The 16,441-nt window shown below is 46.9% G+C and carries 15 protein-coding genes; 12 read left to right on the top strand and 3 right to left on the bottom strand.

Annotated elements, in window-relative coordinates; translation table 11 throughout:
• The first annotated feature begins 35 nt into the window (after positions 1-35).
• From spoIIR to MCG98_RS01925, 3 genes are all read left to right on the top strand, one after another.
• On the top strand, positions 36-656 hold the full coding sequence (spoIIR, locus tag MCG98_RS01935; protein ID WP_240300185.1) for a stage II sporulation protein R: 621 nt from the start codon (positions 36-38) through the stop codon (positions 654-656).
• A gap of 96 nt (positions 657-752) precedes the next feature.
• Entirely contained in the window at positions 753-1,574 is an 822-nt protein-coding gene (gene murI / locus MCG98_RS01930) for a glutamate racemase (protein ID WP_240300184.1), read from the top strand.
• 11 nt (positions 1,575-1,585) lie between these two features.
• A complete protein-coding gene (locus MCG98_RS01925) occupies positions 1,586-2,044 on the top strand; it encodes a DUF1934 domain-containing protein (protein WP_240300183.1) in 459 nt (152 codons plus the stop codon).
• A gap of 30 nt (positions 2,045-2,074) precedes the next feature.
• On the opposite strand, the gene MCG98_RS01920 is transcribed toward MCG98_RS01925, so the two are convergent.
• Positions 2,075-2,524: a hypothetical protein gene (locus tag MCG98_RS01920; protein WP_240300182.1), complete on the bottom strand. Its 450-nt coding sequence runs from the start codon at positions 2,522-2,524 to the stop codon at positions 2,075-2,077.
• Between the two features lie 157 nt (positions 2,525-2,681).
• On the opposite strand from MCG98_RS01920, the gene MCG98_RS01915 reads away from it, so the two are divergent.
• The 4 genes from MCG98_RS01915 (at position 2,682) to MCG98_RS01900 (ending at position 8,602) form a co-directional block, all read left to right on the top strand.
• On the top strand, positions 2,682-4,157 hold the full coding sequence (locus tag MCG98_RS01915; protein WP_240300181.1) for a polysaccharide deacetylase: 1,476 nt from the start codon (positions 2,682-2,684) through the stop codon (positions 4,155-4,157).
• 23 nt (positions 4,158-4,180) lie between these two features.
• Positions 4,181-5,893 carry a polysaccharide deacetylase gene (locus MCG98_RS01910; RefSeq protein WP_240300180.1) on the top strand — a complete coding sequence of 571 codons (1,713 nt, stop codon included), beginning with the start codon at positions 4,181-4,183 and terminating at the stop codon, positions 5,891-5,893.
• Between the two features lie 39 nt (positions 5,894-5,932).
• A complete protein-coding gene (tig, locus tag MCG98_RS01905; RefSeq protein ID WP_240300179.1) occupies positions 5,933-7,144 on the top strand; it encodes a trigger factor in 1,212 nt (403 codons plus the stop codon).
• A gap of 219 nt (positions 7,145-7,363) precedes the next feature.
• The gene (locus tag MCG98_RS01900; RefSeq protein ID WP_240300178.1) at positions 7,364-8,602 is read left to right on the top strand and encodes a uroporphyrinogen decarboxylase family protein; all 1,239 of its coding nucleotides are present in this window, start codon (positions 7,364-7,366) and stop codon (positions 8,600-8,602) included.
• 141 nt (positions 8,603-8,743) lie between these two features.
• Here MCG98_RS01900 and MCG98_RS01895 read toward each other — a convergent pair whose 3' ends face one another.
• Both MCG98_RS01895 and MCG98_RS01890 read right to left on the bottom strand, forming a co-directional pair.
• Positions 8,744-9,445: a zinc metallopeptidase gene (locus MCG98_RS01895; RefSeq protein ID WP_240300177.1), complete on the bottom strand. Its 702-nt coding sequence runs from the start codon at positions 9,443-9,445 to the stop codon at positions 8,744-8,746.
• Positions 9,446-9,539: 94 nt separating this feature from the next.
• Positions 9,540-11,051, bottom strand: coding sequence for a helix-turn-helix domain-containing protein (locus MCG98_RS01890; RefSeq protein WP_240300176.1), 1,512 nt, complete (start codon positions 11,049-11,051; stop codon positions 9,540-9,542).
• 214 nt (positions 11,052-11,265) lie between these two features.
• Between MCG98_RS01890 and MCG98_RS01885 the strand changes: the two genes are divergently transcribed.
• The 5 genes from MCG98_RS01885 (at position 11,266) to MCG98_RS01865 (ending at position 16,368) form a co-directional block, all read left to right on the top strand.
• Positions 11,266-12,621: an MFS transporter gene (locus tag MCG98_RS01885; RefSeq protein WP_240300175.1), complete on the top strand. Its 1,356-nt coding sequence runs from the start codon at positions 11,266-11,268 to the stop codon at positions 12,619-12,621.
• An 18-nt stretch (positions 12,622-12,639) separates the two neighbouring features.
• The gene (locus tag MCG98_RS01880) at positions 12,640-13,632 is read left to right on the top strand and encodes a uroporphyrinogen decarboxylase family protein (RefSeq protein WP_240300174.1); all 993 of its coding nucleotides are present in this window, start codon (positions 12,640-12,642) and stop codon (positions 13,630-13,632) included.
• 277 nt (positions 13,633-13,909) lie between these two features.
• Positions 13,910-14,578, top strand: coding sequence for a hypothetical protein (locus MCG98_RS01875; RefSeq protein WP_240300173.1), 669 nt, complete (start codon positions 13,910-13,912; stop codon positions 14,576-14,578).
• Between the two features lie 12 nt (positions 14,579-14,590).
• Positions 14,591-15,331: a hypothetical protein gene (locus MCG98_RS01870; protein ID WP_240300172.1), complete on the top strand. Its 741-nt coding sequence runs from the start codon at positions 14,591-14,593 to the stop codon at positions 15,329-15,331.
• A complete protein-coding gene (locus MCG98_RS01865; RefSeq protein ID WP_240300171.1) occupies positions 15,328-16,368 on the top strand; it encodes a hypothetical protein in 1,041 nt (346 codons plus the stop codon). The genes MCG98_RS01870 and MCG98_RS01865 overlap by 4 nt, the downstream gene beginning before the upstream one ends.
• Positions 16,369-16,441 lie beyond the last annotated feature (73 nt).

The following is a 16,441-nucleotide window of genomic DNA, read 5'->3' as shown; positions in this document are numbered from 1 at the left end:
ATACTTCTCTTAAGAGGTGACAGGAGGTATTTTTCATGCAGAATATATGTTTAAAAAAAAGAAATGTGATAATGTCAGTGCTTGCGGTTTTACTGTTGTGTGCAGTATGTGCCGCTGGTATTTTGATAATAAATGCGGGAGCCGTCCAGCAGGGCATCGCCCGTTCGGTAATCAGGTTCCATGTGCTCGCAAACAGCAATTCCCAGGAAGACCAGGATTTGAAGATGCAGGTGAAAGCCGATGTAGTTGAGGAAATGCAGGGGATGCTGAAGGATGCCGGGTCAGTTGAGGAGAGCCGGTCAGTGATCGAAGAAAATCTCCCCAGGATTCAGAGCTATGCAAATGAACGGGTGAAAGAGTATGGTTATGATTATCCGGTCAGTGCCGGACTTGTAACGACCTGGTTTCCGGTAAAAGAATACGGAGACTGTACATTCCCGGCAGGAAAATATGAGGCGCTGCAGATCAGAATCGGAGAGGCGCAGGGCAGAAACTGGTGGTGTGTGCTCTATCCCGGTCTGTGCTTTACCGATGCCGTCCACGCTGTTGTACCGGAGGACAAAAAGGAAGAACTCTCACATGTTTTGACAGATGATGAATACGAAACGATCATGAACGGTGGTCAGGTGAAGGTTCGTTTCCGCTGGTTTTCCTGATGTTTTTCTTGAATTATTCCCGCAATAAGGGTAGAATGGGTCTAGGGTCCCACTGCAGTGGTACCCTGTGGGAATATGAAAAGATGGAGAACTGATATGAGTATAGACAGACTGGCTCCGATAGGGGTCTTTGATTCCGGCGTGGGCGGTTTGACGGTTGCGCGTGAGATTATGCGGAATCTGCCTGCCGAACGGATCGTTTATTTTGGAGATACAGCTCGTGTGCCGTATGGCAGCAAATCAAAAGAGACAGTCATCCGCTACTCCCGGCAGATTATCCGTTTTCTGCGCACACAGGGTGTGAAGGCGATTGTCGTTGCCTGTAATACGGCCAGCGCGCTTGCCCTGGAAGAGATAGAGAAAGAGCTCGAGATACCGATTATCGGAGTGGTAAAACCGGGTGCACGTGTGGCAGCATCGGTTACTAAAAACAAGCGGATCGGAGTCATAGGGACAGAAAGTACAATCCACAGCCATATGTACCGAAGTTTTATCTGCGATATCGATCCGGAAATTACGGTGATCGGGAAAGCATGCCCGCTTTTTGTTCCGCTTGTTGAAGAGGGGTGGCTGAAAGACCCAGTGACAGATGAGGTCGCCGGGCGTTATCTGAAAGAGCTTAAAAACGAGAATATAGATTCTCTGATTCTGGGATGTACACATTATCCGCTGCTTCGCAGCACTGTGAAAAAGATCATGGGAGATGCGGTGGAACTGGTAAATCCGGCGTATGAGACTGCCCGGGAACTGGGTAGCCTGCTGAAAAAACTGAATATGGATAATCCAGGGGTGAAAGAGGAAGAATTCCCTTACCGTTTCTATGTGAGTGACGCAGCAGAAAAATTTAAACAATTTGCAAATTCTATCCTGCCGTATGATGTGCGTGCGACACAGCAGGTAAATATTGAGGAGTATTAGAAAGGTACAGTATGACAAAACAAGTATTGATCAGCATCAAAGGACTTCAGTTTATGAGCCAGGACGGCTATGATGATGATACGGATCCGGTGGAAGTGATTACGGTCGGAGAGTACTACCAGCGAAATGGACATCATTATGTCCGGTATGATGAGGCGTTTGAAGGTTTCGCGGAGGATGCAAAAAACCTGCTGAAAATCTCAGGGGATGTTCTGGAGGTCAGAAAGAAAGGCGTGATCAATGTACATATGGTGTTTGAGGAGAATAAAAAAAATATCTCTTATTACACGACACCGTTCGGCACAATGCAGATGGGCATTGCAGCCACTCATGTGAAGATTGCAGAAGCGGAAGACAACATTGATGTAAAGATTGAATATGCACTGGAAGTAAATGAGGAACACGTTGCGGACTGTTCCCTTGAGATGAATATCAAATCAAAAGAAGCCAAAGATTTCGCATTAAGCTGAATCTCTGGCTTCTTTGTACGTTCGGTATTATCACTTGCCTGCTGCTTTGCTGCGCAGACGTTTGAAAAATCCTTTTTTCTGTTCAGGCACTTCCAGCGGACCACGCATACCGCGTACCTCTACGATGTAGATGCCGCTTACCATCGCCTTGACCTCTTTCTTTATGGGAATCAGATCATAGATTTTTTCGTCCGCGACGAGAGTTGTAATCTTTGGACCTACTTTTGCCTTCACGATCGGCAGCTTGGTACGCCGCATCAATTTTGGCGTCTGGTCAATGACCATCTGTGGAAGTCCGGACTCTTTTATGGGCAGTCGCTTTTTATCTATAATAAGCATAGATACCTGTTGTTTGGATGCGTCGATTTGTTCCTTCTGTGCTTCCTGTTTTTTCTGTGCTTTTTTTCCAAGGAAATACAGTACGATCAGTACTACAATAAGTATAATTAAAATAATCAGCAAAATATGCCAGACTTTCATGAGTAACCTCCTTCGCCCTCTCTTTATCATAGCACATTGTATCATTCTTTGTTTTAAAAGGCAAATATAAATTTTTGCTGAATTGTTGAAAAAATGATAGAAAACAGGTAAGGATGTGCTATAATGAAACAGAATATGTAGGATAGGGGATTCAGCAATGGGAAACGACCAAAGACGAAATTTGGAACAGTTAGATCCAAAACAGCGCAGAAGAATTGAGAAAAGGCGCAGGGAACGCAGAAAACAGCGCAGGAGACGTGCTATGATGCTGCGTGCGGCAACGCTTGGCGTGCTGATTCTGATTCTGATAGGCTGCATTGCGGGAGTTGCTTTTGGCGTAAAAAAAGGAATGACGAAAAAGCAGGAGGCCAAAGCAGAGAAAGAACAGCAGATACAGGCCGAGGAAGCGGAAAATGATAAACGTCAGAAGCTCATAAAGGATGCGGAGCTTGCAACCGTCGGCTATGATTATGACAAGGCGGTGGAGCTGTTAAAGTCTATTGAAAATTATGATAAAGACGCGGATATCATTGCTAAAATAGCTGCTTACGAAGCCGCCAAATCAACGCTGAAATCGGTGAATATCGATCAGGTGACTCATGTTTTCTATCATTCGCTTGTGGTTGAACCGGAGAAGGCATTTACAGGAAACGACAGCGCAACAGCAGGATTCTGCCAGTGGATGACAACGGTGGATGAGTTCAATGCAATCACACAGCAGATGTATGACAACGGCTACGTCCTGGTCAGGCTGCACGATCTGGTGAACCAGACGACTGATGACGATGGAACGGTCCACTTTACGAAAGCCAAGATACTGCTTCCGGAAGGGAAAAAACCATTTGTACTGTCACTGGATGACCTGAGTTATTATCACAGCTATGATGGAAGAGGAATCGCATCAAAGATGGTGATCGGTGAAGACGGCAAACCTACATGTGAATATATTCAGGATGATGGAACGGTTGTAACAGGAGCGTACGACTGCATTCCTCTGATGAATGAATTTCTGGAAGAGCATCCAGACGGTGCCTACCGCGGTGCACGTGGGACGGTCGCACTGACCGGTTACAATGGCATTCTGGGATACCGGACAGATATTGCTTATAAGACAAAAGAAAATCTGGCTGAGGATCAGCAGAAATGGATGGCAGAAAACCCGGACTTTGACTGGGACAAAGAGGTTGCCGAGGCGACAAAGGTGGCAGATGCCATCAAGGAAACAGGATGGGATTTTGCCAGTCATACCTGGGGGCATATAAGGATCGGTGATTCCAGCCTTGAGACGATTAAGGCGGATACGGAAAAATGGCAGTCCTATGTGGCGCCGCTCGTGGGGGGATCTGATACAGTTATCTTTGCCCATGGACAGGACCTTGCCGACTGGCATGATTATACCATGGAGAATGAAAAGTTCGCATATTTTAAAAGCCAGGGATTTAATTTTTACTGTAATGTGGACTCTTCACAGTATTTCCTGCAGATTCGGGACAATTATCTGCGCCAGGGGAGAAGAAATCTGGATGGTTACCGTTTGTGGAACGATGTTCATGGTGAGAAGAACCGTACGAGCGATCTGTTTGATGCCGCTACGGTCCTCGATAAGAAAAGGACTGATGTTCCAAGTCTTTAAGCAGAACAGGCAGAAAAGTACGTATGGAAAAAGAGAATAAAGCAAAAGATAGGAAAGAAAACAAAAGCAAAATGGATGGGCTGAAGGATAGATTTCTGAATCAGAAGAAGTCCCGAAAGCCGGCGGACGGAAAAAAGAGCACGTCTGCCCGAAAGCCGGCGGCCAAAGAAGAATCTGCGGTACCGAAAAAGGCAGCGGTATCAGGGAAAGCGACGGGGCCCGGCACGAAAGTATCCGGATCGGCTGTGAACAGGACAGCTGCACAGAGCAGAGACGTTACCAGTATGTCGGATGAGGAGAGAAGAAGACGTGAGCGGATCCGCAGGGAGCGCCAGCGGCAGCGAAGACGCAAGGCGATGATCATGCGCCTGACGGTTGTGGGCGTGCTTGCACTTGTACTGATCCTTTGTATCGGCGGTGTCGTCTGGGGAGTAAAACGAAGCAATCAGAAAAAAGAACAGGCAAAGGTCCAGCAGGAACAGGCAAAAAAAGATGCCGACGAAAAGCAGAAGAAGCTGGAAAGCACGGTTGCACAGGCAGAGCGTCTGGCAATGGGCTACGATTACGACGGGGCGATTCAGCTGCTGCAGACTGAGGCCAGGGAAGACAGTGACGCCCAGGCTAAGATCAGGGAATATGAAACTGCCAAAACAAAGCTGGTAGAAGCTGATGTGGAGACTATTCCGCATGTATTTTTTCACATTCTGGTTGCAGACCCTTCGATCACCTGGAATCTGTCGGGGGCTGACGAATATAAGATCGGTGATTATAACCAGGTCATGACGACGATCGACGAGTTCAAAGGAATTCTGCAGCAGATGTATGACCGTGGGTATGTTCTCGTCAGAATTCATGATATGGTGGAGGAGACAACAGGGGAGAACGGTGAGACCCAATTTACAAAAGGGAAGATCATGCTTCCGGAAGGGAAGAAACCGTTCGTAATGTCGCAGGACGACGTCTGCTATTATTTCTATATGATAGGAGACGGCTACGCATCCCGCATGGTGGTGGGTGAGGACGGACGTCCTACAACGGAGTACATCCAGGCGGATGGTACGACTGTGACGGGGGCTTATGACCTTGTTCCTGTGCTGAATGAATTTATCGATGAACATCCAGATTTTTCCTATAAGGGAGCAAAGGCGATCCTGGCATTTACGGGATACAATGGCGTGCTGGGATATCGTACAGATCCGGATCTTGCAAAGACGGCGGAAGAAGGCAATAAAAATGCTGATGAATACGGAGTATTCAATTATCAGGAAGAAATTGAGGCTGCAAAGCCGGTAGTGCAGGCACTTATTGATGACGGCTGGGAACTTGCCAGCCACAGCTATGGTCATATCAGCTATGGAAGCAGCTTTGAGAAGGTTAAGGAAGACGCTGATAAATGGCAGGAACGCGTTGCAAATGTAATTGGGCCTACGGATATTATTTTGTATCCGTTCGGAACAGATATTGCGAGCTGGACGGATTATACGGATGATAATCAGACGTATAATTATCTCAGGGATCAGGGATTCCGGTTCTTCTGCAATGTGGATTCCAATGAGTACTGGGTACAGATACGAGAAAATTATGTGCGCCAGGGAAGAAGAAACCTGGATGGATACCGCATGTATCAGGATCTTTACAACGGTGCGGATAAACTCTCGGATTTATTTGATGTATCAGCGGTGTTTGATACAAACCGCCCGAAGACAGGCCTTGAGGTCTGGGATGGGGCTGAATAATACACGATTTACGTGACAGAAAGGATTATGAGGATTATTATGAAAAAAAGAATATTGAGCGGGCTGCTGTGTGTCTTTGTAGCAGCGACAATGATTTCAGGATGCGCCAAGTCTGATAAGGAGAAAGAGAAAGAATCACAGACGGAGGCGTCCGACGAAGAGGTAAGCGGTCCCAGGATGCCGTCTCTGGATGGTATTGACCTGGAAAAAAGTATCACGCTCGGAGAATATAATGGAATCACTGTGGAGAAGAAGGTAACACAGGTTACTGACGAGAATATTGACTCTGAGATAACCTATGCGTTGTCCACCTCGCCCATCGAACTGACAGACGAAAATGCAAAGGTGGAAGAGGGCGATACTGTCAACATCGATTATGTTGGAAAGGTGGACGGTAAAGAATTTGACGGCGGAAGTGCGGAGGGATCCGATCTGACTATTGGGTCGGGACAGTTTATCGAGGGCTTTGAGGATGGGCTGGTAGGAACAACAAAGGGGCAGACTGTGGAACTGGACCTGACATTCCCTGAGGACTATTCGGAGGAACTTGGCGGTAAAGATGTTGTGTTTACAGTTACAATTAATGCAATCAAACGTCCGGCAACGGAGATCAGTGATGAATGGGTTGCCGCAAATTCTGAATTCAAAACGGTAGACGAATACCGTGCGGGAATACGCAAGGATCTGGAAGATTATTATGAAAGCCAGGCCACAGAAAGTCTTTCGACAACGGCATGGCAGCAGGTGGTCAGTGCGTCCACGATCAATGAATATCCGGAAGAACTGCTGGATTATGGGAAAGAAGTATTCGAGAGCCAAATTAAGACATACGCAGACTATTCCAGCCAGACGATCGACGAATACATCGAGGCGCAGGGAGTAAGCAAGGAAGACTACGAGGCTCAGAAAGAGACATACGGACAAAATGTTGCCGCTCAGATGCTGGTGATGAAGGCGATCGCTGACAAGGAAGGCTTCAGCACTGATGATAAAGAGTATAAAGAGGCGCTGGACGGATATCTGGAGCAGTACAGCATGACGGAGGATGAACTCTACAAGCAGTATGGCGAAGAGAGCGTATATCAGTCAATTATGCTTCAGAGAGTAACCAACTTTATTGTAGACAATGCTGAGATTAAAGAAGTAGCTGCAGATGCAGATACAGGATCGGATGCAGAACAGGCAGATGACAGTGCGGCAGATAAGAGCGCTGAGGAAACGCCGGAAGCTACGGAAGAAGCAGCTGAATAAGATTGACAGACAACCGTGTTATGGAGAGAATCCATAATGCGGTTTTTCTTTTGCTGTTCATTATAAGTGCAGGAGCAGCATAATATAGTAATAGTGCACAAGTAATTGTAAAAAATAATGATGATTTTAATATTATTGACCGGGCAATTAGCGTGTGCTAAGATATAGTTACAGAATTATTGCGGAGGAACTTATTGAGTATCTGAAAGGAGGAGGCATATGGCTAAACCGAGCGACAGTTTGGAGAAGAGGAGTAAACGGATCAGGGATGTAATTGAGCTGAGAGAGCCTGACCGTGTACCGTTTGCGCCAAAGATCGGAAATTACTATGCCAGAGGCTACGGAATTTCCATGTATGATGCGATGAAAGATATCAGAAATGTTGCGCCAGGCGTCATGGGATTTCTGGATGATTACGCACCCGATCTTGCATGGGCGCCTGTTATGTATCCTACAGACCCGCCTGAACTGATGGGCAGCACGTATCTGAAATGCCCGGGACCGGAGAGCGGGCTGAAGCTGGATGCGTCATTCCAGATTCACGACAAGTGCTATCTGATGGATGATGAATATCCGGAATTCCTGCATGACCCTAGCCATTTTTTCATGACGAAAGTGTATCCAAGAAAATTTGCGGGACTGGCGGGGTTGTCAAAGATCAGCTTTAATAATCCGGTAGAATATGCGCTGTATATCGGACTGGCATCATTTGCAGACCCGGAAGTGCAGTCGGCGCTGCAGACTTTAATGCGGGGGGGCGAGGCGGCAGCCAAATGGTTCAGCGGCCTGAATCAGATCGTGGGAGCGATAGCGGAAAAAGGATTCCCACTGGGAGCAGCAGGAGCACAGACATGTCCGTTTGATATGTTCGGCGACAATATCCGTGGTTTTATGAATACGGTCAATGATATCTACGATAATCCGGATGAGCTGCTGGCGGCACTTGAATATATGACACCACTCTGCGTGGAAGGTGCTGTGGCTTCTGCAAAGGCTGCAAATCTTGATTTTATGTTTATACCGCTGCATGCCGGAATCGACGCCTTCATGAGCCCGGACAATTACCGGAAGTTTTACTGGCCTGGATTAAAAGCACTGATCATGGCGCTCATCGATATCGGCGTGACGCCGTATGTATTCTGCGAGGGTGCGTACAACCATCGTCTGGACATCATAGCGGATGTTCCAAAGGGAAAAGTGATCTATATGTTCGAGGATGTAGACCTGGCAGAGGCGAAGCGGATTGTAGGACAGACTTCCTGTATCTGCGGAAATGTTTCTACGCCGCTGCTGGCTTACGGCAGCAGAGAACGCGTGATAGAGGAGACCAAGAAGGTTATGGACATCGGAGCTCCCGGAGGAGGGTTCATTATGGACTGCTCAATCGTGCTGGATGAGGCAAAGAAGGAGAACATGGATGCCTGGGCGGAGACGACCTGGGAGCTTGGAACATATTAAGAAATAACAGTTGTGCCTTAAAACGATGGCATGATGCCGCGTTTTAAGGCACTTTTTTATTGTATGGAAAACTTTGTTTCCTGTACAGCAGAGACGTTCGGCGGGATCACACAGCAGCGAAGACTGCGTTTTATCTGCTGATCAGTCATTCCTTCGGTTACTTAACAGCACCAGACGCAGCAGCTGCAGAATTGCGGAGGCGGCACTCGCCACATAGGTGAGCGCTGCAGCGGAGAGTACTTTCCTTGTCATGGACAATTCTTCGGTCTGGAGCATACCGGTCTCACCCAGAACAGCCAGCGCCCTGCTGGATGCATTGAATTCCACGGGTAAAGTCACGATCTGGAATAATACAGCCAGCGAAAAGGCTACGATGCCAATCGTGATCAGCAGACTGGAAGTCTGGTTGTTAAATAAAAAACCAATGATGATCAGCGGCCAGGCGATTGTTGAACCGAAATTCGCAACAGGAACCAGTGCACTCCTCAGGCTCAATGGTGCATATCCTTTCGCGTGCTGTACTGCATGCCCGCACTCGTGCGCTGCAACGCCGATCGCTGCCACAGACGGGGAATTGTATGTGGAATCGGACAGGCGCAGTACTTTGGAGCGGGGGTCATAATGATCGGTCAGGTTTCCCGGAACATGTTCAACACGTACATCGTTAATTCCTGAATAATGCAGGATCCGCTGTGCTGCCTCGCATCCGGTGAGACCGGATGCGCTGCGGACCTGCTGATATCGGGAGTAGGTGGAGCGCACCTTTGCGGAGGCAAGCAGACACAGGACAGCTCCGATGATCACTAAAAAATACGTAGGGTCAAAATAAAATGGATAAAACATTTTTTATCATCCTTCTTCCTTTTAGCATTATAGACATTATACTTACTTTCTGTGATTTCGATTATATACTATCTGTTACCAAAATCCCAGCACTTCATTCTTTTTTCACATTTTCCAGTGTGTACAGTGAGAACAGGATCCGTTGCCGTACCATCGGGTGCTCCAGCGGTACTTTTATGATGTCCAGAATCTTCTCCATTCGGTATTTTAAAGTGTTGCGGTGTAAAAAGAGCGTCTGTGCCGTTCTGACGGCATTTTGCTCACACATCAGATAGGTATACAGCGTATGGCAGTAGTCAGAATGGTTGAGAGCATCGTAGGACCGCAGATCGGACACGGGCTTATATTCTGCCAGACAGTCATTTGCCAGATGGATGAGATGTGCCATAAAATAATCCTCATATAAAAAAAGGCGGCATTCAGATATAGCATCATCACGGTGCTGGAGTGTGAATAATATCTGCTGATAATAGAGTGACATATCTGTAAAATTTGAAAATGATTCGCTGAGCGAAGCATACCGGTTCAATAGTTTGAGAAAATGATGAATGTGTTCGAGCAGCGCATCATATTTTCGGGCGGGTTCATTGTAGACCACGATCATGTAATCGTCGTACAAAAAAGCCTGTGCGTTCCAGCCGTCGGTCAGCAGCGTAATGGCATTTCGCTTCAGCGCATCTTCATCCTCCGGCATGTATACGCCCAGCAGACGGTAGTCACCTTTCAGTTCCCAGCCGAGCGGCTTCAGCTGGTTCTTGGTCAACTCCGCATCGCGCAGTGTATTCTCCAGGATATCAATCATGAAATGTTCATGATAAAGGCTGCTCCTCGTCAGATAATTATTGTCTTCGTATATAGCGGCAGAGACCAGATTGCCAAGATAATCAGCGATTTCAAGGTCACACTGGTTCAGATGCCGGTATGTCTGAATGATAAAAAAATGACCGTGCACTTTCCCTTTGTAACGGATGGCTTTGCTGATGAATTTGCTGGTAAAACTTTTGGTATCCGCGTAAATGGCGGGGATAGCGCTGTGAAGCATCTCAAGCTCCCCTGTCTCCGCAAGATCCATCATGACGTTGAAGGGCAGATAACCGTAACGCAGCTGATAACGCCAGATAACACTGAATTCTTCCATATCCTGGCTGACCTGAGCCAACATTTTGAAGCTTGGATCTGCAAAATACATTGGGTTTTCTTCCACTGTCTGTGTAATATGCAGGATTTCCTGCAGAGTCTGATTTTTGAGAATTGCCTCCGTCACCTGCTGGCTCCAACGGTCATAACGGTAAAAAACAGCAAGAACGTCATTGAGAACCTGACTCCGGGAATAACTGTGTGGGAATATCAGACACGGGTAAGCTCCATTCTCGGGAGGATCATCGTCAAATATGATGAGACGCGTTGTGAGCGGCAGAGCGCTTTTCCTGAGCTCGTCCCAGGAGCAGTCCATGACATACAGGGTATCCCGGGCGGGGATCCAGGTGGATTCCGGCTTCAGCCGGACGGAAGAGCAGAGCAGGTTGTCATTGTCCGGGAGATTGAGACTGACAACATCGTAATGCTTTTTCAGCTGGAGATATAAAAATTTCATTGACAGGTCCATCGGTGTATTCCTCCTGTGTGGTCATTGTGCATTAAGCATAAAAATAAAACTAAAATTATGATAGTTTGCGCCGTTGAAAAATAGCAGAAATCCATATATCCTTGTAAAAGAGAGAACTTTTGGACATGTAACTTAATTGTACAGTTGCGACAATATGTTATGTAGAAGTTTAACATAAAGGGGCATCTGTATGCAAGAAACAGGGGGTGTAAACTTGAAAAAAATCAATACGAGTATCAAACGGTTCTGGGGAACCAGTGAACTTGGTTTCTCTTTCATGGCGACGATGGAGACATCCTTTTTCATCTTGTTCCTGACGGATGTGGCGAGGCTTCCGCTTGCAATGGTAGCGGTGATCACTGGATTTTCAGGAATTGCAGATGCGGTGACGGCTGTACTTGCCGGGGCGATCATTGACAAAACCACATTTAAAAATGGAAAATACAGACCGTGGCTGATTTACTGTCCGCCAGTGGTGGTTATTTTCTTCATTTTAATGTTTACCAAGATCGGAACGAATTTATCGGCGGCTATTATCTGCAGTATCGGCTATATTGTGAGTCACGGTGTATGGAATATTGCTTGGACGGCGAACCGTGCAATGATCGGGAGTCTTTCTGACGATGCAAAGGAACGCGCATTCCTTTCCGGGAGAATTGCAGCCGGGTCGAGCGGCGGAAAGATCATTGCCTCTTATCTGGTGCCGGTACTGACAACAGCATTTCTCGGACTGTTCATGGGAGCAGGTGAGAGCTGGGGTTATACCATTACTGCAGCCATTGCGTCACTGGTATTCCTGGTTACATATTTTGTACACTATCAGATCACGAAAGGATATGACCGCCCGGAAGAATATGCAGGAATCAGCAAAAAAAGTGTTACGCTGATGGATATGCTCAAAGCGATTGTCACCAACCCACAGCTTCTGATCCTGCTGGTGGCAGATGCACTGCGCCTGATCGGCTTTTATATGATCGCTGCGTGTGCGGCTTATTATACGAAGATTGTACTTGAGAATCCGTCGGCGACCTCGATTATTCTGGTGATATTCAATGCGGGTACACTGGTGGGATCGCTGATGTCGAAACAGATTGTAGCAAAACTCGGCACAAAAAAAGCATCGATCCTTGGAACCGGGGGTCTGGCAGTATTTTTGATTCTGCTTTATTTCCTGCCAAGTTCCCAGGCGCTCGTCTTTATCATTCTGTTCGTTGCACAGACCATTTTTGGTGTGGCATACGGTCTCACGACAAGTATGTACTCCATGTGCGGAACAGACAGCGAGTACCGTACGGGCAAAGACACGAAAGGTATTATCATGGCATGTTCGTCGCTTGCAATAAAAATTGCAATTGCACTGCGCGGTATCGTTATATCGGCTGCGCTGGCAGCTATTGCCTATGACCCGGATGCTTCTGTGACGGCTGCGGCTCAGGGAGGGATCAAACTGGTATTCCTGATCATACCGGCAGTATTTTCTATAGTATCCGTCGTGATGTTCCTGCTTTACAGGATCAAGGACAGCGATATCGAAAAAATGGAACAGGAGATTGCAAAACGCAGAGCGTAAATTTAGGAGGCGTTGTTTATGTATACACCAAAAGAAAATTTTATCCGTACCGTCAATAAAGACAACCCGGACCGCCTGGTCAATGACTATGAGGCGTTTGCAGTTATCCGAAGTGACCCGGTCACGGACCTGGACCGCGGTATCCGCATCCAGGGGCAGGAGATAAAAGATATTTACGGCACTACCATTATCTGGCCGGAAAACCAGCCGGGCGGGATGCCGCATGTGACAGAAGAAAACAAAGTCATCAGGGATATCACGAACTGGAGAAACGAGTTAAAACTGCCTGATTATGCCGCAATGGATCTGGACTGGAGCAAAAATGCGGAGCTGGTGGCACAGGTTGACCGGAATGAAAAACTGGTGACCAGCATTATGGCAACGGGGCTTTTTGAGAGGCTTCATTTCCTGATGGGGTTTGAGGAGACATTGATGAATTTCCTGGAAGAACCCGAAGCGATGCATGATCTTCTGGATGCACTTCTGGAAGTTCGTATGACATATGTAAAGCTTCTGATTGACAACATGAAGCCGGAAGTCATCATTCATCATGACGACTGGGGAACGAAACACAGCCTGTTTGTCAGCCATGATACGTGGTGTGAATTCTTTAAAGAACGTTACCGGAAGCTTTACGGATATATGCGGGAACGGGGAGTTACGGTGATCCATCATGCTGACTGCTACTGTGCAAACATCGTAAAAGATATGGCTGAAATCGGCGTACAGATCTGGCAGGGGGTTATTCCGGACAATGATCTGTGCACCCTTCAGAAAGAACTTGATGGTTCCATGATTCTCATGGGCGGTATCAATGCTGAGATTGACCGTTCGGACTGGACGGAACAAAGTGTGCGCAGTGAAGTGCGCCGCGCCTGTGACACATATGCACCCGGTGGTTCCTTTATCCCGTGTCTGACATACGGCGGGCCGGGGAGTATCTATCCGGGAGTGATAGAAACAATACGCGATGAGATCACGCAATATAATAAGGAACATTTCCATATTTAAGGCTGGCCATGCAGCATGCATTTTTGCACGGGAAAATACCTGTGCAGTTCCGGAAGTGCAATATCTTGCTTATCCGGAACATACCCTCCAGACCCCGAAGCGAATGCTTCGGGGTCTAATTATTATCCGCAGTATATAGGAGTCACACAATCTTTTGGTAAAAAACGCGTTTGTGTGACTAATTTGTGACGTCGTATGACTATAATTCAATTATATAGTAAACTTAGTGTACAGTGACCCTGGCCGAATCTGAATAAGGAGAGAGGAATATAGATATATGAAGAAAAAATTGAATCCGAAAAAATTTGCAGTAGTCGGAGCTGCAGTCCTCATCGCAGGAATGGCGACAGCAGGGATCGTAGCGGCCCCGAGATATTCGACAACAGCGATTACCAGGATGAATACGAACGATATGGGCATCGAGCTGAATGCAGAAGAGCATGTGGAGAAAGCTATGCCCGGCGACGAATTCAAATATCCTGCCTCTGTTACAAACACGGGAGATTATATTTCTTATCTGAGAGTACGGTTAAATAAAAGCTGGTATGACGAAGAAGGAAAGATGGCTGACGGCGATGTTTCGTATATTACATTGATGAAGGATGGGGAAGAGATCAAATCGGGAACAGGCAGTGACTGGATCGTACAGGTGGATGATAACGGGGAGGACGTTTACTTCTACTATCGGACTCCGGTAGAGGCAAAGGAAACGACAACTGAGTTCATGGATGCCTATAAGATTGCGGACATTTCTAACAGTGAACAGGATACTTACGCCGGGAAGAAAGTACATATTGATGTGGACACAGAGGAAGTCCAGGTTCCCAAGACGGAAAGCGGAGCAGTTGATACAGTGAAAGCTGCTGACGCGATTATGTCAGAGTGGGGGCTTGAAGTCAATATAGAGGCATCAAGCGGAGTAATGGTATCGATAGAAGAGGAGTAGAGGGAGGTTACTATGAGGAAAAAAATAATAGCAATTCTTATGATGCTGACCTTGCTGCTGTCTATGAGTACAATTGTTTTTGCTGAGGACTTTAATGTAAGCTATGAGGGAGATGCGGAGAAATTTATATTTGTTGATGGTAACAGCAGCATTTTTCAAAATTTTAAGGACATTGCACCGGGGGAAATCAGAACCCAGAAAATCACACTGACGAATAATGACAGTGAGCGTATGCGGTTCTTCATGAAGACAACAGCGACCGAAGAACTCGGAGATGCTGGTGCGGTATTTATCATTACCATTTCACGCGATGGTACGGAGCTTTACAATGGTACCATACAAGGGTTGAAGGAACTGAGCAGCGGTGCGATGGAAGATAGTTTGATGCTGGCTGATCTTTCCAAAGGAGAATCAGCAAACGTAGAGATGACGCTTGAGGTTGATGAGACACTTCCAAGCGATGTGGGATATGAAAACCAGGAAACAGATATACGGTTTATCTTCGCAGTAGATAATCCGCCAGAAAATGAAGGTACAACAACAACCGTAACAAAAAAAGGGGAAGACAAAACAGTTTACAAACAGGGAGCAACCACTGTTCAGCGTGTAGTTTCCAACATTGCATCAAAGGTTAAAACAGGAGACACGACAACACTTGGGCTCTATGCCGGCATCCTGGTGCTGGGAGCAGCAGTGATCATCGGACTGGTCGCCTATCGGAAACGGAAAGGCAGTAAGGAGGAACAGAGATGAAAAAAATGAAAAAAATCATTGCCGCGTCGATCAGCCTCTGCCTGACGTGTATGATGTGCCTGGCGAGTGTGGAAGCCGCTGACTCTTATGAGGTGGTGTTCAGGGCAGGAACAAAGGGAAGCTTCGATACATCTAAATTAGTACAGGATGGATTGAAATCTGTTGATACTGATGAAGAAGGCAATGTTGACAAAATTGTTTATGAATTACCTATCAATACAGAAGCGTGGGAAATTGAAGTCCGGACGCCGGATGTAGTGCCGGCTGATGGATATACATTTCAGCCTGGTTGGGAGATTGACCCAAATCAATTAACGGAAAAGACAACATATGTAGCGAAATACAGGAGAATTGCAGACGGAATTGAATATACGGTTCGCTATATGGATGATGAGGGTAACGATATCTCTTCTCCAATTGTTGGAGTTACTAACCGGGGTGCAGAAATTCGTCTTCAGGCAAGACTTGTAGAGGGATATGCATTACAGAGTGCGCCAGATGCAAGAGTGACTGTGACAGAAGACGGACAGGAAATTATCTTCCTCTACACCTCTACGGCAGAAGACATAACAAATACCGTTACGACTCCGGGAACAACGACAACCGTGACAGTACCGGGTGGTACAACAACTGTAACGGTACCGGGAACGACGACAACAACGGGAACTACGGGTACCACAGGCACAACCGGTACCACTGGCACAACTGGTACCACCGGAACTGATACTACCGATACCACCGGAACTGGAACTACCGATACCACTGGAACGACGGATACAGCTGGAACAGCGGGCGAAGGAACAACGACGATTCCGGAAGAAGATGTGCCGTTAGCGGAAAACCCACAGGGAACTGACGAAGGTGGCAGCGATGACACGACGACGATAGACGATGAAGAGGTGCCTCTTGCAGAGAAACCTTCTGAAGAAGGAAGTAAGGTTTCTCCAATAGTGTATGGAGTGGGGGGAGCCGGAATCGTATGTCTGATCGGTGCAGCGGCACTGTTATATCTGAAGAAAAAGAATAAGTTGTTTTAGGGATTTATGACAAAATTGTGCCATGACCTGCATAGAATTACTGCTTGCATCCTTGCGCTGATTATTATATATT

The sequence above is a fragment of the Ruminococcus sp. OA3 genome (assembly GCF_022440845.1).
Lineage (GTDB): Bacteria > Bacillota > Clostridia > Lachnospirales > Lachnospiraceae > Ruminococcus_G.
This window is presented reverse-complemented; position numbering and strand designations above follow the sequence as displayed.

Excerpts from the sequence above, each read along its gene's own strand:
- MCG98_RS01925 (WP_240300183.1), top strand. The coding sequence starts at position 1,586 with ATGACAAAACAAGTATTGATCAGCATCAAAGGACTTCAGTTTATGAGC.
- MCG98_RS01900 (WP_240300178.1), top strand. The coding sequence starts at position 7,364 with ATGGCTAAACCGAGCGACAGTTTGGAGAAGAGGAGTAAACGGATCAGG.
- MCG98_RS01915 (WP_240300181.1), top strand. The coding sequence starts at position 2,682 with ATGGGAAACGACCAAAGACGAAATTTGGAACAGTTAGATCCAAAACAG.
- MCG98_RS01895 (WP_240300177.1), bottom strand. The coding sequence starts at position 9,445 with ATGTTTTATCCATTTTATTTTGACCCTACGTATTTTTTAGTGATCATC.
- MCG98_RS01920 (WP_240300182.1), bottom strand. The coding sequence starts at position 2,524 with ATGAAAGTCTGGCATATTTTGCTGATTATTTTAATTATACTTATTGTA.
- MCG98_RS01910 (WP_240300180.1), top strand. The coding sequence starts at position 4,181 with ATGGAAAAAGAGAATAAAGCAAAAGATAGGAAAGAAAACAAAAGCAAA.
- MCG98_RS01875 (WP_240300173.1), top strand. The coding sequence starts at position 13,910 with ATGAAGAAAAAATTGAATCCGAAAAAATTTGCAGTAGTCGGAGCTGCA.
- MCG98_RS01880 (WP_240300174.1), top strand. The coding sequence starts at position 12,640 with ATGTATACACCAAAAGAAAATTTTATCCGTACCGTCAATAAAGACAAC.
- murI (WP_240300184.1), top strand. The coding sequence starts at position 753 with ATGAGTATAGACAGACTGGCTCCGATAGGGGTCTTTGATTCCGGCGTG.
- spoIIR (WP_240300185.1), top strand. The coding sequence starts at position 36 with ATGCAGAATATATGTTTAAAAAAAAGAAATGTGATAATGTCAGTGCTT.
- tig (WP_240300179.1), top strand. The coding sequence starts at position 5,933 with ATGAAAAAAAGAATATTGAGCGGGCTGCTGTGTGTCTTTGTAGCAGCG.
- MCG98_RS01870 (WP_240300172.1), top strand. The coding sequence starts at position 14,591 with ATGAGGAAAAAAATAATAGCAATTCTTATGATGCTGACCTTGCTGCTG.
- MCG98_RS01890 (WP_240300176.1), bottom strand. The coding sequence starts at position 11,051 with ATGGACCTGTCAATGAAATTTTTATATCTCCAGCTGAAAAAGCATTAC.
- MCG98_RS01865 (WP_240300171.1), top strand. The coding sequence starts at position 15,328 with ATGAAAAAAATGAAAAAAATCATTGCCGCGTCGATCAGCCTCTGCCTG.